The organism is Polaromonas sp. CG_9.7 (assembly GCF_015752205.1).
Lineage (GTDB): Bacteria > Pseudomonadota > Gammaproteobacteria > Burkholderiales > Burkholderiaceae_C > Polaromonas.
On sequence record NZ_JADOVG010000016.1, the window covers coordinates 25,166 to 43,317 of the forward strand.

The 18,152-nt window shown below is 58.3% G+C and carries 20 protein-coding genes; 9 read left to right on the forward strand and 11 right to left on the reverse strand.

Features of this window, described 5'->3' with window-relative positions; genetic code table 11:
- Window positions 1–8 precede the first annotated feature (8 nt).
- Window positions 9–680, reverse strand: coding sequence for a DUF4124 domain-containing protein (locus tag IWX87_RS15135; protein ID WP_196864365.1), 672 nt, complete (start codon window positions 678–680; stop codon window positions 9–11).
- Window positions 681–689: 9 nt separating this feature from the next.
- Window positions 690–1,445, reverse strand: coding sequence for an orotate phosphoribosyltransferase (gene pyrE / locus IWX87_RS15140; RefSeq protein ID WP_370583922.1), 756 nt, complete (start codon window positions 1,443–1,445; stop codon window positions 690–692).
- A gap of 10 nt (window positions 1,446–1,455) precedes the next feature.
- Between pyrE and IWX87_RS15145 the strand changes: the two genes are divergently transcribed.
- Window positions 1,456–2,271 (forward strand): exodeoxyribonuclease III, encoded by an 816-nt coding sequence (locus IWX87_RS15145; protein WP_196864366.1) that lies wholly within the window; start codon window positions 1,456–1,458, stop codon window positions 2,269–2,271.
- A 94-nt stretch (window positions 2,272–2,365) separates the two neighbouring features.
- On the opposite strand, the gene IWX87_RS15150 is transcribed toward IWX87_RS15145, so the two are convergent.
- A complete protein-coding gene (locus IWX87_RS15150) occupies window positions 2,366–2,593 on the reverse strand; it encodes a hypothetical protein (RefSeq protein ID WP_196864367.1) in 228 nt (75 codons plus the stop codon).
- Window positions 2,594–3,010: 417 nt separating this feature from the next.
- On the opposite strand from IWX87_RS15150, the gene IWX87_RS15155 reads away from it, so the two are divergent.
- Window positions 3,011–4,786: an ABC transporter ATP-binding protein gene (locus IWX87_RS15155; RefSeq protein ID WP_196864368.1), complete on the forward strand. Its 1,776-nt coding sequence runs from the start codon at window positions 3,011–3,013 to the stop codon at window positions 4,784–4,786.
- A 212-nt stretch (window positions 4,787–4,998) separates the two neighbouring features.
- Here IWX87_RS15155 and IWX87_RS15160 read toward each other — a convergent pair whose 3' ends face one another.
- A complete protein-coding gene (locus IWX87_RS15160; protein WP_196864369.1) occupies window positions 4,999–5,889 on the reverse strand; it encodes a DUF3014 domain-containing protein in 891 nt (296 codons plus the stop codon).
- A gap of 144 nt (window positions 5,890–6,033) precedes the next feature.
- Between IWX87_RS15160 and IWX87_RS15165 the strand changes: the two genes are divergently transcribed.
- Window positions 6,034–6,369: a hypothetical protein gene (locus IWX87_RS15165; RefSeq protein WP_196864370.1), complete on the forward strand. Its 336-nt coding sequence runs from the start codon at window positions 6,034–6,036 to the stop codon at window positions 6,367–6,369.
- A gap of 128 nt (window positions 6,370–6,497) precedes the next feature.
- Window positions 6,498–6,671, forward strand: a complete 174-nt coding sequence (locus IWX87_RS15170; RefSeq protein WP_196864371.1) for a hypothetical protein — start codon at window positions 6,498–6,500, stop codon at window positions 6,669–6,671.
- A 41-nt stretch (window positions 6,672–6,712) separates the two neighbouring features.
- Here the strand turns inward: IWX87_RS15170 and IWX87_RS15175 are convergent, their stop codons facing one another.
- The 4 genes from IWX87_RS15175 to IWX87_RS15190 all read right to left on the reverse strand — a co-directional run bounded on the left by IWX87_RS15175 (window position 6,713) and on the right by IWX87_RS15190 (window position 9,008).
- Entirely contained in the window at window positions 6,713–6,910 is a 198-nt protein-coding gene (locus tag IWX87_RS15175; RefSeq protein ID WP_196864372.1) for a hypothetical protein, read from the reverse strand.
- 232 nt (window positions 6,911–7,142) lie between these two features.
- Window positions 7,143–7,298 carry a DUF6789 family protein gene (locus IWX87_RS15180; RefSeq protein ID WP_196864373.1) on the reverse strand — a complete coding sequence of 52 codons (156 nt, stop codon included), beginning with the start codon at window positions 7,296–7,298 and terminating at the stop codon, window positions 7,143–7,145.
- A gap of 75 nt (window positions 7,299–7,373) precedes the next feature.
- Window positions 7,374–7,889, reverse strand: a complete 516-nt coding sequence (locus IWX87_RS15185; RefSeq protein WP_231374833.1) for a redoxin domain-containing protein — start codon at window positions 7,887–7,889, stop codon at window positions 7,374–7,376.
- A 273-nt stretch (window positions 7,890–8,162) separates the two neighbouring features.
- Window positions 8,163–9,008: a PA4780 family RIO1-like protein kinase gene (locus tag IWX87_RS15190; RefSeq protein ID WP_196864374.1), complete on the reverse strand. Its 846-nt coding sequence runs from the start codon at window positions 9,006–9,008 to the stop codon at window positions 8,163–8,165.
- Window positions 9,009–9,100: 92 nt separating this feature from the next.
- On the opposite strand from IWX87_RS15190, the gene IWX87_RS15195 reads away from it, so the two are divergent.
- From IWX87_RS15195 to IWX87_RS15215, 5 genes are all read left to right on the forward strand, one after another.
- Entirely contained in the window at window positions 9,101–9,706 is a 606-nt protein-coding gene (locus tag IWX87_RS15195) for a TetR/AcrR family transcriptional regulator (protein WP_196864375.1), read from the forward strand.
- Between the two features lie 97 nt (window positions 9,707–9,803).
- The gene (locus tag IWX87_RS15200; protein WP_196864376.1) at window positions 9,804–10,961 is read left to right on the forward strand and encodes an iron-containing alcohol dehydrogenase; all 1,158 of its coding nucleotides are present in this window, start codon (window positions 9,804–9,806) and stop codon (window positions 10,959–10,961) included.
- Between the two features lie 112 nt (window positions 10,962–11,073).
- Window positions 11,074–12,183 carry an alkene reductase gene (locus IWX87_RS15205; RefSeq protein WP_196864377.1) on the forward strand — a complete coding sequence of 370 codons (1,110 nt, stop codon included), beginning with the start codon at window positions 11,074–11,076 and terminating at the stop codon, window positions 12,181–12,183.
- Between the two features lie 168 nt (window positions 12,184–12,351).
- On the forward strand, window positions 12,352–13,035 hold the full coding sequence (locus tag IWX87_RS15210) for a type 1 glutamine amidotransferase domain-containing protein (protein WP_196864378.1): 684 nt from the start codon (window positions 12,352–12,354) through the stop codon (window positions 13,033–13,035).
- A gap of 100 nt (window positions 13,036–13,135) precedes the next feature.
- Window positions 13,136–14,506 carry an NAD-dependent succinate-semialdehyde dehydrogenase gene (locus tag IWX87_RS15215; RefSeq protein ID WP_196864379.1) on the forward strand — a complete coding sequence of 457 codons (1,371 nt, stop codon included), beginning with the start codon at window positions 13,136–13,138 and terminating at the stop codon, window positions 14,504–14,506.
- Window positions 14,507–14,662: 156 nt separating this feature from the next.
- On the opposite strand, the gene IWX87_RS15220 is transcribed toward IWX87_RS15215, so the two are convergent.
- The 3 genes from IWX87_RS15220 to IWX87_RS15230 all read right to left on the reverse strand — a co-directional run bounded on the left by IWX87_RS15220 (window position 14,663) and on the right by IWX87_RS15230 (window position 18,139).
- Complete coding sequence (locus IWX87_RS15220; RefSeq protein ID WP_196864380.1) at window positions 14,663–16,075, reverse strand: undecaprenyl-phosphate glucose phosphotransferase; 1,413 nt, start codon at window positions 16,073–16,075, stop codon at window positions 14,663–14,665.
- Between the two features lie 929 nt (window positions 16,076–17,004).
- Window positions 17,005–17,172, reverse strand: a complete 168-nt coding sequence (locus tag IWX87_RS15225; protein ID WP_196864381.1) for a hypothetical protein — start codon at window positions 17,170–17,172, stop codon at window positions 17,005–17,007.
- 124 nt (window positions 17,173–17,296) lie between these two features.
- A complete protein-coding gene (locus IWX87_RS15230) occupies window positions 17,297–18,139 on the reverse strand; it encodes a M48 family metallopeptidase (RefSeq protein ID WP_196864417.1) in 843 nt (280 codons plus the stop codon).
- Window positions 18,140–18,152 lie beyond the last annotated feature (13 nt).

Here is an 18,152-nt window from a genome sequence, read left to right on the forward strand (position 1 = left end):
TTAAACTTTCAGTTCCTGCCGTTACGGGAATCGCCAGTGCCGATGGGAGCTGTCGGATTTGCAAACGCCCACAACTGCCTGAGCTTGACCAGTTCCTCATCAAAGCGCTGGTTGACGCGTTTTTTTTCCTGCTGCTGAGCGGCAATAAATTGTTGCTGGACAGCAACGTTGCCCGCGTTTTCTTCCAGCCTGCGTTTGAGCGAAACCGGCATCCTGGACAGGTCCTTGGCATAAAACTCCCGTTCTCCGTCAAGCGTCTTGCGCTGGCCGGCCAACTCGCTCCGCCGCGTCCTCAACGTGTGGATGATTTCATCGATCTGCAGCAACGCGGCCACCCGTTCGCGGTCATGCACTTCAGGCGTGGGATAACGCATCAGCAGCGCCTTGTCGCGGCGCCGGTCTTCGGCTTCGCGCGCACGCAACTCAGCAGCCCGTCTGTTTTTTTCTTCCTGAGCAGCCTGTTCATGCGCGGTCAGCGAGGGTCCAATCTGGTGCGTGACAATGCCGGACGGCGACAGTGTGCGCTGGGCGCGGTCACTGCACTCTGCAATGGGTCGGTCCGCAGTGATGGTGCGCCCTTTTGCATCCACGCACGAGTAGATCTGCTGTGCCACTGCAGCGCCTGCCAGAAGAAAAACCAGACCCGCAAGACCGGATGTGAGCAGTGAAGACAGGCGCAATTTCTTTTTTCAGTTGACGCCGTAGCGTTCTCGGTAAGCCAGCACGGACTGGTAATGGTTTTTGAGCTGCATGGCATCGGCGTTTTGGTCACCAGTTGCAGGGTCGCTGTGCAAGGCCAAATAATGTAACAAATCGCTCAGCTGCGCAATAGCGCAAACCTGCAACCCGAGTTGCCGCGTGACAAATTGCACGGCGCTGTGTTCGACGTCCAGGCCGTTTTCAGTGGCCTTTTCCTGGCGGTCAAGCGCAATCGCCACCGCATGCGGCGTGGCGCCGGCGTCCTGGATCAGCGCAATCGACTCGCGCACGGCCGTGCCGGCAGACATCACGTCATCGACAATCAGAACGCGTCCCTTGAGTGGCGCGCCGACCAGCGTGCCGCCCTCGCCGTGGTCCTTGGCTTCCTTGCGGTTGTAGGCAAACGGCAGGTTGCGCCCCAGCCGTGCCAGCTCGATGGCGACTGCGGCAGCCAGCGGAATGCCCTTGTAGGCGGGACCGAAGATCATGTCGAACGCCAGGCCGCTGCGCTGCTCCTCGGCCAGCAGCTGGCGCGCATAAAATTGCGCCAGCCGGCCGAGCTTGGCGCCGTCATCAAACAGGCCGGCATTGAAAAAATAGGGGCTCATGCGCCCGGCCTTGGTTTTGAACTGGCCGAAGCGCAACACCCCGGATTCGACCGCAAACTGCACGAATTCCTGGGCCAGATCGCCCTGCGGTGGCATGGCCTCGCCTTGATTGCCTGTCTGCCCTGTCGTCGTATTCATTGAAAGTCCCATGTTCAAATTAACCAGCCTCAACCTCAATGGCATCCGTTCCGCTGCCACCAAGGGCCTTCAGGAATGGATGGCCCAATCGATGCCAGATTGTATTTGCGTGCAAGAGCTCAAGGCGCAGGCGGCCGACCTGAGCGGGCGCTTTGAGGAAATCGCCGGAAGCAAGGGCTACTTTCAGTTTGCCGAGAAAAAAGGCTATTCGGGCGTCGGCATTTACACCCGCCATGAACCAAGCGAAGTGATTGTCGGCTATGGCTCGACCGAGTTCGACGCCGAAGGCCGGTATGTCGAACTGCGCTTTGACCGGCCTGGCCGCGCGCACAGCCCCAAACTGTCCATCATCAGCTGCTATTTTCCAAGCGGCTCCTCGGGAGAGGAGCGTCAGGCGGCCAAGTTCCGCTTCCTGGCCGAGCTGTACCCGCACCTGGCGGCGCTGAAACAATGCGGCGGTACGCCCCGCGAATTCGTGCTGTGCGGCGACATCAACATCGCGCACCAGGAAATCGACCTGAAGAACTTCAAGGGCAACAAGAAGAACAGCGGTTTTCTTCCCGAGGAACGCGCCTGGATGACGGAGCTGCTGGGCCAGGACAGCATGGTCGATGTGTACCGCCGGCTGCATCCTGAAACCACCGGCGACGCTTACACCTGGTGGAGCAACCGGGGACAGGCCTATGCCAAGAACGTTGGCTGGCGGCTCGACTATCACTTGGCGACACCAGGTTTTGGCGCCACTGCCCGCGCGGCGGCCATCCACAAGGCGCAACGTTTCAGCGACCATGCACCGCTGACAATCGATTACGACTGGAGACTTTGAGCCACTTGAGTACCAGGGCGCTGCGCAACAGACTGCCTCAAGGCATCAAGTTCTACGGGGGTATGCTCCTCAAAAAAATTGGGGCTAACCGATGCTAGGAAAAGCTTGCGTTCGCCGCATCCTCTACCTTGGTGCGGAAAATCACTTCCCCGTCATGCACCCGTACCACGCGCACCTCTTTTTGTGTTGGCAAGGTGATGCTTTTAGCCGCAATGGCCACGGCCAGCGAACTGTTGTCGTAGAGGTGGTCAAAGTTGATGGCCAGTAACAAATCACTGGTAAGCGTGCCGTTGCTTTCGATTTTGTACTTAGGGGTGGACATGTGGGACCCTTGTCTTTAATAGTTATGTGCCTGAGCATGCGCCTGAGCCTTTGCGATGGCGACTTTGATCCGCTGCGACTGGCAAGCAAGCAGTCAATTAAAACGACCCGTGAGGTCGTCAAATAAGCCCGCCTTTGGAATGATGTAATTTTTAAGTAAATAGCACTGGCAGTACATCCCCTCAACAAGGGATAAAACGCCTTATTTTGAAACAAATTGAAGCAATTAATACGCCATCAATGCTGCATCACCTCAAAAGAATTGCCATAGACGCCCCTGGCAGAGGGAACCGCCGTCCCCAGCCTGAGACAGGCACGCCCTGTTCGAGTTGCTGCTGCGTCAGGATTTTCTTTTCAATCTCAACTGCTGCGCTTTTGGAGATACTGCAGCGCATGTGCCACTCGAAAAAATAAAGCCATGCACATTCTCTGGACCTATCTGCGGCCGCACCGCTCGCTCGCCGCACTTGCCTTGCTGCTGGCGGCCATCAGCCAGGTGCTGGCGCTGGTCGATCCGATCATCTTCGGCCGGATCATTGACGACTATGCCATCGGGCGGGCGGGCAAGACAGAGGAAGAACTTGTGTCGGGTGTGCTGTCGCTGCTCGGGCTGGCGGTGGGCGTGGCCGTACTGTCGCGGCTGGCCAAGACGTTGCAGGACTATGCGACCCGGCTGCTGGTGCAAAAATTTGGCACGCAGATTTTCAACGACGGGCTGCGCCAGGTGCTTCGGCTGAAATACCAGGAATTCGAGGATTTGCGCAGCGGAGAGACGCTGTCGCTGCTGCAAAAGGTGCGCGCCGACAGCGAGCGCTTCATCAACGCCTTCATCAACACCTTTTTTGCGGCCATCGTCGGCATCGCTTTTTTGAGCTGGTATTCGGTCACGCGGCACTGGCTGCTGGTGCCGGTGTTTCTGGTCGGCGTGTTGCTGATGGGCGGGCTGACCGGGCTGCTGAGCCGCGAAATCAAGACCCAGCAACGCTCCATCGTGCGCGAGACCAACCGCAATTCGGGTTTCATCACCGAGTCGCTGCGCAATATTGAGCTGATCAAGAGCTTGGGCCTGACCTTTCCCGAGATTCGGCGACTGCAGGCGCAGACGATGAAAATTTTTGCGCTGGAGATGAAGAAGGTCAGGCGCATCCGGCTGCTGTCCTTCTTGCAGGGCAGCACGCTCAGCCTGCTGAAGCTGGCGATCTTGTTTGCCCTGCTGTGGCTGATCTTTCGCGACGTGCTGAGCACCGGTGAGCTGATCGCCATGCAGTTCATCTCGGTGGCGATTTTTGCGCCGCTGCAAGAACTTGGCAACGTGATCGTCGCTTACCGGGAAGTCGAAACGTCGCTGCTGAACTTTGATGCGTTGATGAAAAAACCGGTCGAGCGTCGGCCCGAGTTGCCGGTGAAGATCGGGCCGGTCACTTCGGTGCACTTTGCCGATGTCAGCTTTCGCCACAAGGACGCCGCCGACAACGCACTGGAGTCGCTGTCGTTTTCGGCCGGGCTGGGTGACACCGTGGCCTTTGTCGGCCCGTCGGGCTCGGGCAAGTCCACCCTGGTCAAGCTGCTGGTCGGCCTGTATTCGCCCGCCAGCGGCCAGGTGTTCTACAACGGCATTTCGACCCGCGACCTGCGCTACAACGAGGTGCGGCGGCAAATCGGCTTTGTGACGCAGGAAACGCACCTGTTTGCCGGCACGCTTCGCGAGAACCTGCAGTTCGTCAAGCCCGACGCCACCGACGACGAAATCATCGCCGCCATGGAAAAAGCCGCGTGCGCCTACCTGCTGGCCAAGTCGCCCGAGGGGCTGGACCTGGTCATCGGCGAGATGGGCATGAAGCTCTCGGGCGGCGAAAAACAGCGGCTGTCGATTGCCCGGGCCTTGATCCGCCATCCGCGCCTGCTGATTTTTGACGAGGCCACATCGGCGCTCGACTCCATCACCGAAGAGCAGATCACCCGTACCGTGCGCCAGCTGTCGGCCAGCAGCAGCCGCATCACGCTGCTGATTGCCCACCGGCTGTCAACCATCATGCATGCCAACACCATCTTTGTGCTGGAAAAAGGCAGCATCGTGGAAAGCGGCAGCCATGCAGAACTGCTCGAAGCCAAGGGGCTGTACTACGCCATGTGGCGCCAACAGATTGGTGAGCGGCCCAGCCGCCACGCGATGGTGGAGCCAATGGAGGCATGAAGCGCATTCGTTCTGATTGGCCACGGATTTTTCTGCTTCAAAAAAGTCTGTCCCGCCCATCTGGCGCTCGTATCAAGCTATCTATTTAGTAGCAAAACATGCCCGGTCCCTTGCACGCCATGCGGGCGTGCCGGATGGCATACAGCGCGCACCACTGACCTCTGCCATAGGCTCCAGGACTTTTTCCGCCCTGAAGGTGATGATGCGCCGGATCAGGGACGTGAAGCAGGCGCTGCCGGTGTCGGCGCATCGCTGCTGACCAGGCGCCTGACCTCCAGAAGTTTGGCGTTCAGCCGCCGGTGGTTCACCGGGCCGGTGCGCAGCAGCATTTTTTGCCCTGCCGACAGCGCATCGAGCGCAGGGTCGGTGAACTCGTAACGCAACCAGGGCCGGAGCGAGGGAACGGAGCCCTTGACCTCGACCAGCGTCACATCGAGCGGTCCGGCCTGCACCGGTGTGGACAGCAGCAGGTCAATCACTGCAACAAGCCGGTCGTTGAAATAACGGCCGGTAAATCCCAACTCTTCATAAGCCTGCTGAAACAAAGGGTACAGCCGTTTGTAAAGACGCACAGCGGCCGCAGTGTCCACCGACTCGACAAACAGCACAAAGGGTGTGTAACGCAGGCTGTTGTCGGGACTGATGCGGGTCACGCCGGCGCTTGTGTTGCCGGCCTCTTCGCCGCTGGCCAGGGTGGTGAAGCGGCCGGGTGTCGGCACCACGGGCCACACCATTGGCGGGGCGTGTTGGCGGGCCAGGTTGTCGGTGGTCGCCACCACGTGGCGGACGAAACCCTCAAGGTGCAAAAAGGTTTGCACCTTGTCGCGCCCCAGCAGCGTGACCAGGGCCTGGCTCAACCAGGCGTCGGAGTCGGCCAGTGCGGGCAACGGCGCACCAGCGGCGGGCTCATCGGGCGCGGAGGTGATCGGGTATTGAATCGCCGCAGGGACAGAAGCAGGGAGCGAAGGCGCGGGCGCCGCAACCACAGGGGTGTCGGGAAACGCCGTCAGGGGTTGCGGGCGCTGCTGCCACCAGTACCAGGCGCCTGCGCCGATGGCGGCCAAAATCAGGACTGTCGCAAAGCGCGCTGCATTGTTGCTCATGGTGGTTGACGACGCGAACGACGTGCTTATGGGTTCGGATTTTGATGGTATCACTGCGGTAAATCCATGCAAGCTTCGTATGGCAGGCTGCGCACCATGCGTAGCGAAACAGCGAGAAAACGGGTTTGGGCGGGGTCGCGATGCATGTGGCGATTTGTCCTGATGTCCGCAGCGGACCTTGTTGACACTGTCGGTGCGGTTCCGGGCAAGGTCGGACGCTTTTCGACGCTGGCGGCGCTGCCCGGCATTGCGCTCACCAGCGTGTTCCTGATGAAACCGATCGAGCGGCGCGACCGCACCGTGATGCGGATGGGTGTGGATTGCCTCGCAGCCCTGATCGTGTGTATCGGCGGCGTATTCATGCCGTATCGCATCGCGCAGCCGATGCGCGGCAGATGGGGTCAGCTTGCCTGGTTCCTCGCGTTATTGCGTCAGAACGTCTCCGGACTTGCGGGCGTGTCTTTGCTGCCGGCGGTTTGAAAATTGCCGTTCACCCTGCCTTTAAAGTCAAAATTTATCGGCCCTCCCCTGGGCATTGCATGCAGTCATAAATTGGTAGCACTTCAACACAGGAGCAAGCCATTCCGAGCCCCAAAGACAACACCAAGTTGACCGGAGACACCCACCAGCCCGAGATCAAGTCGAACCAGCCTGTGGAAGAAGAATCGCCCATCGGCCTTGGCACCACGGGCATGCAAAGCGGCCTAGCCGCATCAAGCCATGAAGCTCGAACGCTGCGCATGGCCATGAGTCCACAGGAACCCACCGGCTTTGCCAGTTGATGCAGGCTGATCCCCCTCAAGGGCTCAGCCCCCTGGCCTTCCTATTTCCTGCCTGAACTGTTGGGCGTGTGCTGGTGGTGCAAATCAGGCGTGTCAGGCATGTTTTTCGAATCTACCCGTGCCTTGACGCTGGCCTTGCTGTTGGCCGCTTTCTCGGCCACAGCCTGTTGGCTGCCCAGCGGGCTGGGATGCTTCGCATCATCATGACTGGAGGCGGGTCCGGTTTTGGTGGGCTTCATGGTTTTTGCTCCTTGAGAGGCAGAATCGGAAAATTTGAACAACAAGAGGCCATGGTCTCCCCATCAGGCATTCAGCGCATCGACGCCGCGGTTTGAATCCACGTAGGAGAGGGGCTCGAAATACCCTTTTCGCGTTGCCGTCATCGTTTAGCCCGATGGAGATGCGTGCTGTGTCCGGTCCGTCCATGGCTTGGTACGCAGCGGCGCACAGCGTCCGCTGCCGTGTCAGCCATCAGCCGGCCATCGGCGAGTCTGGGGAGCCCATCATCATTGCCAGCAACTTCGGCAGATCCCGCTCGGGCATCACGCCCCTCATGGTCTTCATCACCATCAGTACCGACAGCACGACAGTGGCGGCCAGGCCTGCGATCCATCCTTTTCCAGGCATGAAATGTCTTGTTGGGGCTGCGGGACGAATGCCGTCGGCGACGGCGCGGGCGCGGGCTGCGGCGACCGGTTCAGCTCAGGCCGTCCCCCGGATCGGGTACTCCTTGTCCATCACGAAGCGCACACCCTTGAGGAGCGCCTTGAGGTCCGGGCGGGCAAAGGGCGCGTTCGACACATCCACGACTTGCACCTGCCCCTGCGGATTGAGCACGAACACGCCTGGCTCGGAGAACGGCCGGTCGGTTTCCTCGGCCGAGCGCGGCGCGGACACGTACAGCCCCAGCTGGTGCATCTGCTCGACCGACAGGTCGTAGCCGACAGGAAACGTCCAGCCGCATGCGGTCACTTCGGTTTCAGCCTTGTCGCGGCTGTCGGCCGAGACGGTGAAGACGGCCACCTGCGCTGCCTTGAAATCGTCTAGCATCCCCTGGAGCGTATCAAGGTAGGTTTTGCAAATAGGACAATGCTTGCCTCGGTACACCACCAGCATGCGCCAGCCGCTGTCTTGTGCCGGCTCGACGCGACCACCCTTGACAGCATCCCAGCCCATCGGGGGAAAGGCTGCGCCGGCACTCATTTTTTGGTTGTTCATGTGGTTTCTCCATAGGCGTGTGGATGGGCATCCGGCTTGCAACTCACCAGCGAGCAGCGAGCACCAAGGGCTTGAGCCTAAACCGCATGGTGTGGCAACCGCTTGGGCAGTTGGCGCCAGCCTGGGTAAGCCTTCACCTACAGGTTGGTTGCGCGTGGGACCAGACCACCGGGGCCTGCGCAGGGGCCCTGCAAGACGCGCCTGGAGCAGCTTTTCGCCTGCCGGGCAATGCACGCGATGGGCTGCAGGGTCGCCCGGCGACGCTGGTGTTGCCTACGACTGGCCCATGCGCACCCGCCGGGCGGCTTCCTGGGCGCTGGCATCGTCGATTTCGCGCAGCACGCCACCCAGGTCCACCGGCCCGGCCTTGCGCTTGAAATGGCCGGTCAGCACGGTGTCGGGGTACAGCACGCCGCGCTGGTACAAATCCCACATCTCGTTGCCGTAGTCGATCTTCAGCAGGTCAGGCGCGAAACGGCCAAAGAAGTTGCGCAGGTTGGCCACGTCGCGCAGCAGCATGCGGCTGGCGTGGTTGTTGCCGGCGGCATCCACCGCCTGCGGCAGGTCGATGATGACCGGGCCGTCTTCGGCCAGGAGGATGTTGAACTCGGACAGGTCGCCATGGACGACGCCCGCGCACAGCATGCGGATGACTTCGGCGATCAGGCTGGCATGGTGCCGGCGCGCCTGCTCGGGCGTGAAGTCCACGTCGTTCAGGCGCGGCGCGGCGTCGCCGTTCGCGTCGGTCACGAGTTCCATCAGCAGCACGCCGTCACAAAAGTTGTACGGCTGGGGCACGCGCACGCCGGCGTCGGCCAGTTTGTACAGGGCATCGACCTCGGCGCTTTGCCAGGCGGCTTCGCTGGCCTGCCGGCCGAACTTGGTTCCCTTGGCCATGGCGCGTGCCTGGCGGCTGTTCTTGACCTTGCGGTTCTCGGTGTAATCGACCGCCTGGCGAAAGCTGCGCTGGTCGGCTTCCTTGTAAATCTTGGCGCATCGGGTTTCATCGCCGCAGCGAACCACATAAACCATCGCTTCCTTGCCGCTCATGAGCTGGCGGACGACGGTATCGATCAGGCCCTCTTCAACGAGGGATTGCAGTCTTGGGGGTGCTTTCATGTCTGCCATTGTGCCCGGCAACAACGCCAGCCCGACAGCACGCAAAGACCGCACTAGACGACTGGTCTAATTTAAAAGGTAAACTCCAGCCCATGAGCAACGAACACACGGATGTCAAGCAGCACATCCTCGACACCGGACGCACCATTATTCTGGGCAAGGGTTTTTCGGCGGTCGGACTGAACGAGATTCTGGCCACTGCCCGCGTGCCCAAGGGGTCGTTCTACCACTACTTCAAATCCAAGGAAGCGTTTGGCGAAGCGCTGGTGGACAGCTACGTGAAAGACTACCTCACGCATGTTGACCTGCAACTGCGGCCCAACGGAATGCCTGCCGCAGAGCGCCTGATGGGTTACTGGGAAAGCTGGGCCAGCACGGACGATACGCAGGTCACTGACTGCAACTGTCTGGTCGTGAAGCTGAGCGGCGAGGTCTGCGACATGTCCGAAGCGATGCGAGTGGCCTTGCTGCACGGCACCAACCTGATCATCGAACGGCTGGGCCAGTGTATTCAGGAAGGTTTGGAAGACGGTTCGCTGTCCAGCGATTTCAATGCCAGTCAGACAGCGCTGACACTGTACGAGCTTTGGCTGGGTGCGGCCCTGCTGACCAAAATCCGGCGTGATCGCAGCGCCATGGATGCGGCCATGACCGCCACTTTGGGCTTGCTGAAACTGCCTCAACTCACAGCCGCCTGACCATTTTTTTATAACCATCCCGGCCCGCAGGGTTCATGCCCTGCGAGCCATTTTTTTTCACACCCATTAGCCGACTGGTCTATTTCAAAAGGAAAACATGCAGAGTTTTACGTTTCACAACCCCACCCAAATCATTTTCGGACGTGACAAGGTCGCCGAGCTGGCCAATCTGGTGCCTGCCACCGCCAAAGTGCTGCTGCTGTACGGTGGCGCCAGTGCCGAGAAAACCGGCACGCTGGCCGAAGTCAGGGCGGCGCTGGGCGAGCGCGTGCTGCAGGAGTTTGGCGGTATCGAGCCCAACCCGACCTATGAAACGCTGATGAAGGCGGTCGAGCAGGTCAAGCGCGAAAAGATCGACTTTTTGCTGGCCGTCGGCGGCGGCTCGGTGATTGACGGCACCAAGTTTGTCGCGGCTGCAGCTTGCTTCGACGGCGAGCCATGGGACATCCTGCTGAAGCAGGGCAACAACGTGACCCGCGCCCTGCCTTTCGGCACGGTGCTGACCTTGCCCGCCACCGGTTCGGAAATGAACAACGGCTCGGTCGTGACACGCAAGGCGACGCAGACCAAGCTGGCGTTCAAAAGCCTCCACGTCTTTCCGGTGTTCTCGGTGCTGGACCCTACCAAGACCTTCACCCTGCCGCCCAAGCAGATTGCCAACGGCATCGCGGATGCCTTTGTGCACACGGTCGAGCAGTACCTGACCTACCCGGTGCAGGGCCTGGCGCAAGACCGCTTCGCCGAGGGCTTGCTGCAAACGCTGATTGAAATCGCCCCCAAGGCGCTGGCCGAGCCGGAAGACTACGACACCCGCGCCAACCTGATGTGGACCGCCACGCTGGCACTCAACGGCCTGATCGGCGCCGGTGTGCCGCAGGACTGGGCCACCCACATGATCGGACACGAACTGACGGCGCTGTATGGCATCGACCATGCCCGCACGCTGGCCATCGTGCTGCCTCCGCTGCTCAACGTGCAGCGCAAAACCAAGCGCGCCAAACTGCTTCAGTATGCCGAGCGCGTCTGGCACATCACCAGCGGCACTGACGACGAGCGGATTGACGCGGCTATCGAGCGTACCCGTGGATTTTTCGAAAGCCTGGGTATCAGCACCCGGCTGTCGGGCTACCACCTCGGAAGCGAAGTGGTCGATGCGGTGGTCAGGCAACTTGAAGCCAATGGCATGACCCGTTTGGGCGAACACCAGGACATCAGCCCGCAAGTCAGCCGGACCATTCTGGAAGCCGCACTGTAAATCATTGGACGTTCCGCACTGCGGACTTCAAGAAGTCCGCAGTCCCGGGCTGTCGTACCAGAACCACTGGCAAAAACAGCCCCATTTTTATCCCTCAACCTAGAAGACCCCCATGCTGAAAAAACTCCTTACCCCCCTGAAAATGGGCAACACCACCCTGCCCAACCGCGTCATCATGGCGCCGCTGACCCGCTCGCGGGCCGGCCAGCCGGGCGACATTCCGAATGCGCTCAATGTCGAGTACTACACGCAGCGCGCCAGCGCCGGCATGATCGTCACCGAAGCCACGCAGGTGTCCCGGCAAGGCCAGGGCTATGCCCTGACGCCTGGCATCTACACCGATGCACAGGAAGCCGGCTGGAAAAAAGTCGTGCAGGCCGTGCATGCCCAGTACGGCCATATCGCATTGCAACTCTGGCATGTCGGCCGCATCTCGCATTCGCTGCTGCAGGAAAACGGCGCTGCGCCGGTCGCGCCGTCGGCCCTGATTGCCAAAGACGCCCAGTGCTTCGTGATCCAGCCTGACGGCACCGCTGAAAACGTTCCCACTGAAACCCCGCGCGCACTGGCGACAGAAGAACTGCCAGGCATCGTCGAGCAGTACCGCCAAGCCGCCGTGCGCGGCCAGCGGGCCGGCTTTGACTTTCTGGAAGTGCATGCGGCCAACGGCTACCTGCTGCAGCAGTTTTTGTCGACCAACAGCAACCAGCGCACCGACGCCTACGGCGGCAGCCTGGAAAACCGCGCGCGCCTGACGCTCGAAGTGCTGGATGCGGTGATTGAAAAAGTCGGCGCCAAACAGGTCGGCGTGCGCTTGTCGCCGCACTTTATGGGAATGGACATTGCCGACAGCGAAGCCGAAGCCAGCGCTTTGTACCTGGCCAAAGCCTTCACCGAGCGCGGCATTGCCTATCTGCACATCGCCGAGCCCGACTGGATCGGCGGGCCTGAGTTGACCGCTGTTTTCCGCGCGCAAATTCGTGCGGCGTTCAACGGCGTGCTGATTTTCTGCGGCGGCTACACGGCAGATGAAGCCGATGCGCTGATTGACCAAGGCACGGGAGACGCCGTGGCCTTTGGCCGGGCGTTCATTGCCAACGCTGACCTGGTCGAGCGTTTCCGTCAGGGCGCCGCGCTCAATACGCCTGACCGCACGACCTTTTACGGCGGCGGTGCGCATGGTTACACCGATTACCCGGTACTGGATTTGCAGCCGGCGTAAGGGCCAGACGCGTCACAGCGCTATCAAATAAATAGCTGCCTGTGCTTATGGTACTTGCGCAAAAGTACTTTTTCATTGATAAAGAGCAGCCAAGCAAGCATTTTGACGGTATCAAACCGCCGCTCCTGCCCCGGATGAGGCAGGAACGGCAAACAAAGGACGACATATATGAAAATTCTGATGGTTCTCACCTCGCACGACCAACTCGGCAACACCGGCAAGAAAACCGGTTTTTGGCTGGAAGAATTTGCCGCACCCTACTACGCGTTCAAGGATGCCGGCGCCGACGTGACACTGGTTTCACCCCAGGGCGGCCAGCCGCCGCTCGACCCGAAAAGCGACGAGGCCGACGCGCAGACCGATGCCACACGCCGCTTCAAGGCCGACCCGGCCGCGCAACAGGCGCTGGCCCACACCGGCAAGCTGTCGGCAGTCTCAGGCGATGGCTTTGACGCGTTGTTCTACCCCGGCGGCCACGGCCCGCTGTGGGACCTGGCAGAAGATGCCGATTCCATCAAATTGATCGAATCCATGGCCGCTGCCGGCAAGACGGTGTCCGCCGTTTGTCATGCCCCCGGCGTGCTGCGCCATGTCAAGGCAGCCGACGGCTCGCCGCTGGTCAAGGACAAAAAAGTCACCGGCTTCACCAACACCGAAGAAGCGGGCGTGCAACTGACCGACATCGTGCCCTTCCTGGTCGAAGACATGCTGGTGAAAAACGGCGGTCATTACAGCAAAGGGGCTGACTGGCAGTCGTATGTTGTCACCGACGGCAAGCTGATCACCGGCCAGAATCCGGCGTCGTCAGAAGCAGCCGCATTGGCCGTTGTACGTCAACTGAAGGGCGAGTAAATCAGGCATTGACCCATAGGCGCGCAGCTTGAAGGCCGAGGGCCAGGCAAGCCGCCCACGGGTCCAATCGTTCATTTGTCAACCCATTAAAAAGGAAACCATGGCCTACCAAAGTACCAATCCCTACAACGGAAAAGTTCTCCAGACGTTCGACGAAATCACCGACGCCGCACTGGAGGAAAAACTCCAGCAGGCGTCCAGCTGCTATGAAACCGAATGGCGCGGCAAAAGCTTTGCCGAGCGCTCCGCCGTGCTGGCCCGCGCCGCCGCCATCCTGCGCGAACGCCCGCAGGAGTTTGCCGAGCTGATCACGCTGGAAATGGGCAAGCTGTTGCCACAAAGCATGGGAGAGGTTGCGCTGAGCGCCGCTATCCTCGACTATTACGCCGAGCATGCCGAGCGTTTTCTGGCCCCTGAAAAAATCGCCACGCCGCGCGGTGAGGCAATGGTTGAAAGCAGTCCCATCGGCGTGCTGTTCGGCGTCGAGCCCTGGAACTACCCGTACTACCAGATCGCCCGCTTTGCCGCGCCCAACCTGATGGCTGGCAACGTCGTCATGGTCAAGCATTCTTCCAGCGTGCCGCAATGCGCGCTGGCCTGGGAGCGCCTGATGTTTGAGGCCGGCGCACCGGCAGGGGCCTACACCAACCTGTTCATCTCCAAGGACCAGGTGACGCAGGTGATTGACGATGTGCGCATTCGTGCGGTGGCGCTGACCGGCAGCGAAGCAGCTGGCGCCGTCGTGGCAGCGCGGGCCGGACAGAACCTGAAAAAGACGACGATGGAACTCGGCGGCAGCGACGCCTTCATCGTGCTTGACGACGCCGACCTGGACAAGGCGGTCAAGCATGCCGTCAGTGGCCGCATGGGCAATTCAGGCCAGGCCTGCACCGCGTCCAAACGCTTCATCGTGGTCGAATCGATGGCTGACGGTTTTCTGCAGAAATTCCAGTCTGCGCTGGAAAACTTCAAGCCCGGCGACCCGATGGACAAGCAGACCACGCTGGCGCCACTGTCCTCGCTTGACGCGCTGAAGAACCTGATCGGCCAGGTGGACGAGGCGGTGGCTGGCGGCGCACGCTTGCTGATTGGCGGCAAGCGCATTGAAGGCCTGGACGGCAACTTCATGCAGCCCACCATCCTGGCCGACATCGACAAGAGCAACCCGGCGTACATGCAGGAGTTCTTTGGCCCGGTGGCGCTGTTCTTCCGCGTGGCTGACGAAGATGCCGCCGTGGCGCTGGCCAATGATTCACCGTTCGGCCTGGGCGGTTCGGTGTTCACACAAGACATCGAGCGCGGCAAGCGCGTCGCGCGGCGCATTGACACCGGCATGGTGTTTATCAATTCGGGGGCCACGTCATCACCGGAACTGCCATTTGGCGGCGTGAAGAATTCAGGCTATGGTCGCGAACTGTCAGGCGCGGGCATCCAGGAATTTGTCAACAAGAAGTTGATACGGGTCAGCTGAAAATGCTTTTTTGCTATTGAAAAAATAGCATTAAACGCTTTCAGGTCAAGCGAAGCAGCCATTATTTCCTTGAAATAGTGGCTGTTTCGCTGTTCACTGTTACAGGACCAGCGCTGATGGCACATTTGACAAAGCGCAGGGCGAACAGACTGCTTCTCAATACGCCGTACTGTCTTTAAAAACCAGCCGGATGGTTTTCAGAATAATCACAATGTCGAGCAGCAACGACCACTTACGCAAATAATCCAGGTCAAAATCGACACGGGCCTGCATCTTTTCCAGCTTGTCAGTTTCACCGCGCAAGCCATTGACCTGTGCCCAGCCGGTGATGCCAGGCCGTACCTTGTGCCTGACCATATAACCCTTGATCAGGGTACGGTACAACTCATTGTGGGCAACTGCATGGGGTCGTGGTCCCACGATACTCATCCGGCCCTGTAATACATTAATAAATTGCGGCAGTTCATCGAGTGATGTCTTGCGCAAAAATGCACCCACCCGTGTGATTCTTGAATCATTCTTGGTAGCCTGGCGGACCGTGCTGCCGTCTTCGGTGACCGCCATGGAGCGAAACTTGTAGACCACAATCTGCTCTCCGTCCAGACCATAGCGCCGCTGGGTGAATATCACAGGACCTGGCGAGCTGGCCTTGACGAGTGCGGCTATCAGCAGAAGCAGCGGGCAAATAACGGCCAATATGGCGAATGAAAGAACAATGTCGCTCGCGCGCTTGAGAAAACCCCTGAAACCTCTGAAGGGGGTGTCGCAGACAGAGATGACATCGACCCCGCATACCGACTGGCTGCGCCCCTGAATCAGGTCCGTGATGAACATATCGGGAACGAAATAGATAGAGCAGGTTGTATCTTTGAGGGCGTCAAGGATTTCCAGTATTCTTGGCTGCGCTGTCATGGGCAATGACAAATATACTGACTGAACGTGATGTTTCTTTACAAAGTCGGACAGATTCCCGATTTTTCCCAACAGCCGGTACTGGTTTTTCCCGCCAGTCCGATCTACGCTCCGGTCTTCAAAAAATCCTAAAAATTTCTTGTCTGCATAGGGCGAAAATTCGATTTTTCGTGCCAGTGCGATTCCTTGTCTGTTCATGCCGACAATGACTGTCCGGCGAGAAGAAATTTGCGCACGGAACAATCCAGGAAAAACACCCCGAAGTACAAGGAGCACACCAATATGGGAAGCCGGTGCGACCCATAACCAGTTAACGATGACTTCTTTTGAAAAATAAGGAATGTGATACGCAAAAAAACCAATCACCTTGAAAATTATGAAAATACAGCACCAAAATATCGCAATATTAAGAAAATTCTCTGCCATCGATGGTTTGCTTTGAGGTGCAACCAAAGCAAACATTGAAAAAATAAGTATCGAAAGCACAACGTAAGCAGGGCTCAGCGTATGCTCAAAATGAAAGACAAGCAGCCAGAGCGACAACACCAGAGCCAATCCGATAAACGCACTTTCAGCAATTCCGGCAAGATCACTTCGTGTCTGTTTGGGAATTACAGGTTTCTGATCTATTTTTAAAGAAATACCTTTATTGGACATAATATTTTCATTAGCGGTTTGAATAAATGTCTAAAGAACAGATACTTAGTATTTTGTTAAGGTTTTCCCTAACAGGTTGTCAGCCTTTATAAATTCCATTGCTGGCACAACTTCAATGCGTCTTGGCAAAAGCATCAAAAAATCTTGTTTGCATTTTTGGATTGGTCAATATCCCGGCAACATGCAAAAGTATCAATAAAATAGCAAAGTACGCTGTAAACACCAACCAACAGCAGTGCAAAAAATTGATCTCTCATTTCCAGCACAGCATGCGCGCCTGTCCCAGGCACCTCAAGGCCCTGAGATGGAAAACACCTTGTCAAACCATTGTTAAGCCCGAGAAAAAACCCTCGCCATATTCAAGAGTTATGGCCCTCACCTCATACTGGGACGATACACCTGGAAGATCTATACAAAGACACCATAATTTTCAAAGGAATTTGGAAATTTGGTTGCGTGGAGTTTGGCTTGAACTGACGATTAACTGTAATAATCGAACAGGAGCCCCTGGCGATCCAACACGCAACAGCGCAATATTCATCCCCTCACTTCCTTACCTTTGTTTTTTTTGGTTCAAACCAGTAAACTTGCTGTCTACGTCAAGCAGACTGATCGATTTTTGAAAAATTGTTTGTCCAGATTTTCAATGCTTTAACTTCCAATTATTTCTGGACCCGTCTAGGCGTTTTTTACAGCGCTTTTATATGAGATAACTGTTGATTAAATTCTGCCACTGGAAACGTACAACTGCACATTTTTTATCATGCAGTTGGGTACATGAAAACTAGTTAACTCATTTACTTGAATTCCAGCCTTGGAAAAGTGGTTTTCACAGGAGGTAGAAGATTGGAAAATTTAAAAGCTCAACATTAAAATAAATGTTGCCATATATCTAAGTCGTTACTTCATGTAAATCCATGAATTCGGGTTTACGTTTCAGATGGCGTGAAGAGCGCGACGACCGAAACAAGCGCCTTGCCAGGCGCCCCATGGGCGGCGCAATGAAATTGCGCGCTCAAAGGAAAGCCCGCGCCAAAGCGAAGTAGCGCTTTGAAGCTATAAATTTTCCAGCGAGGAAATTTTGCTGAAAGCAGCATGCTTCGCCTGCCGTAAACCTTGGCGAAGATATCGTGGCTGGGGAAGCGCCGTCTGGCGATCAACAGTTTGGCGTTGGCAGTGCAAGCAGCAGCCAGGCACTGAGAAAGCACTTTTGGCTATTGGCTAACTGCGTGCCCGCTGGTATAGACCCTGTACTTTGGGCACGTTGGACTGAAGTTCCTGAATACGCTGCGGACCCGAAGGGTGCGTTGACAAGAAACTCGGCCCACTGGCGCCACCACCGGCCTGTGCCATTTTTTGCCACAGGCTGACGGCAGCCTGCGGGTTGTAACCGCCACGCGCGGCCAACTCCAACCCGACCAGGTCGGCATCACTTTCGTCGTCGCGGCTGAAGCGCAGCGTGAGCAGTTCGGTACCGACATTCGCGGCCACATTGCCCAACTCGCCCAGCCCCAGCAGTTGCGCGCCCAGCGACAGCAGCGTGCCGGTGCCCTGGCTTTTGGCAATGCGGGCACGCGCGTGCTCGCGCAGGGCATGGGCCATTTCGTGGCCCATGATCATGGCGACTTCGTCGTCGGTGAGTCGAAGCTGCTCCAGGATGCCGGTATAAAAAGCGATCTTCCCGCCAGGCATGCAAAACGCGTTGATCTGTTTGCTGCCGATCAGGTTGACTTCCCAGCGCCACTGCCGTGCACGGTCATTCCACTGAGTGGCATGCGGAATCAGCCGCTGGGAAATGGCGCTCAAGCGCTGCAGTTGTGCATTGCCTGAGGGTGCCAGTGCATCTTGTGATTTGGCTTCGGCCAGGAGCTTTGCATATTGCTTGACAGCGGCGGCTTCAAGTTCTTCGGCCGGAACCAGGTTGCGCAGGCTTGACGATCGGCCCACGTCCACCTGGGCGAGCAGGGGCGCAGAAACCATCGTGGCGGCTGACCCGGCAGCCGCCAGCAAAAAGCCGCGCCGACCCGACCATGCAGAGTGTTTGACATCGCATAAAAAGCACATGCGGGAATAATAG

What these genes read in the sequence shown, in the direction of transcription:
- pyrE (WP_370583922.1), bottom strand. Translation starts at nt 1,445, where the DNA reads ATGAATACGACGACAGGGCAGACAGGCAATCAAGGCGAGGCCATGCCA.
- IWX87_RS15145 (WP_196864366.1), top strand. Translation starts at nt 1,456, where the DNA reads ATGTTCAAATTAACCAGCCTCAACCTCAATGGCATCCGTTCCGCTGCC.
- IWX87_RS15150 (WP_196864367.1), bottom strand. Translation starts at nt 2,593, where the DNA reads ATGTCCACCCCTAAGTACAAAATCGAAAGCAACGGCACGCTTACCAGT.
- IWX87_RS15155 (WP_196864368.1), top strand. Translation starts at nt 3,011, where the DNA reads ATGCACATTCTCTGGACCTATCTGCGGCCGCACCGCTCGCTCGCCGCA.
- IWX87_RS15160 (WP_196864369.1), bottom strand. Translation starts at nt 5,889, where the DNA reads ATGAGCAACAATGCAGCGCGCTTTGCGACAGTCCTGATTTTGGCCGCC.
- IWX87_RS15165 (WP_196864370.1), top strand. Translation starts at nt 6,034, where the DNA reads ATGTGGCGATTTGTCCTGATGTCCGCAGCGGACCTTGTTGACACTGTC.
- IWX87_RS15175 (WP_196864372.1), bottom strand. Translation starts at nt 6,910, where the DNA reads ATGAAGCCCACCAAAACCGGACCCGCCTCCAGTCATGATGATGCGAAG.
- IWX87_RS15180 (WP_196864373.1), bottom strand. Translation starts at nt 7,298, where the DNA reads ATGCCTGGAAAAGGATGGATCGCAGGCCTGGCCGCCACTGTCGTGCTG.
- IWX87_RS15185 (WP_231374833.1), bottom strand. Translation starts at nt 7,889, where the DNA reads ATGAACAACCAAAAAATGAGTGCCGGCGCAGCCTTTCCCCCGATGGGC.
- IWX87_RS15190 (WP_196864374.1), bottom strand. Translation starts at nt 9,008, where the DNA reads ATGAAAGCACCCCCAAGACTGCAATCCCTCGTTGAAGAGGGCCTGATC.
- IWX87_RS15195 (WP_196864375.1), top strand. Translation starts at nt 9,101, where the DNA reads ATGAGCAACGAACACACGGATGTCAAGCAGCACATCCTCGACACCGGA.
- IWX87_RS15200 (WP_196864376.1), top strand. Translation starts at nt 9,804, where the DNA reads ATGCAGAGTTTTACGTTTCACAACCCCACCCAAATCATTTTCGGACGT.
- IWX87_RS15205 (WP_196864377.1), top strand. Translation starts at nt 11,074, where the DNA reads ATGCTGAAAAAACTCCTTACCCCCCTGAAAATGGGCAACACCACCCTG.
- IWX87_RS15210 (WP_196864378.1), top strand. Translation starts at nt 12,352, where the DNA reads ATGAAAATTCTGATGGTTCTCACCTCGCACGACCAACTCGGCAACACC.
- IWX87_RS15215 (WP_196864379.1), top strand. Translation starts at nt 13,136, where the DNA reads ATGGCCTACCAAAGTACCAATCCCTACAACGGAAAAGTTCTCCAGACG.
- IWX87_RS15220 (WP_196864380.1), bottom strand. Translation starts at nt 16,075, where the DNA reads ATGTCCAATAAAGGTATTTCTTTAAAAATAGATCAGAAACCTGTAATT.
- IWX87_RS15225 (WP_196864381.1), bottom strand. Translation starts at nt 17,172, where the DNA reads ATGCTGCTTTCAGCAAAATTTCCTCGCTGGAAAATTTATAGCTTCAAA.
- IWX87_RS15230 (WP_196864417.1), bottom strand. Translation starts at nt 18,139, where the DNA reads ATGTGCTTTTTATGCGATGTCAAACACTCTGCATGGTCGGGTCGGCGC.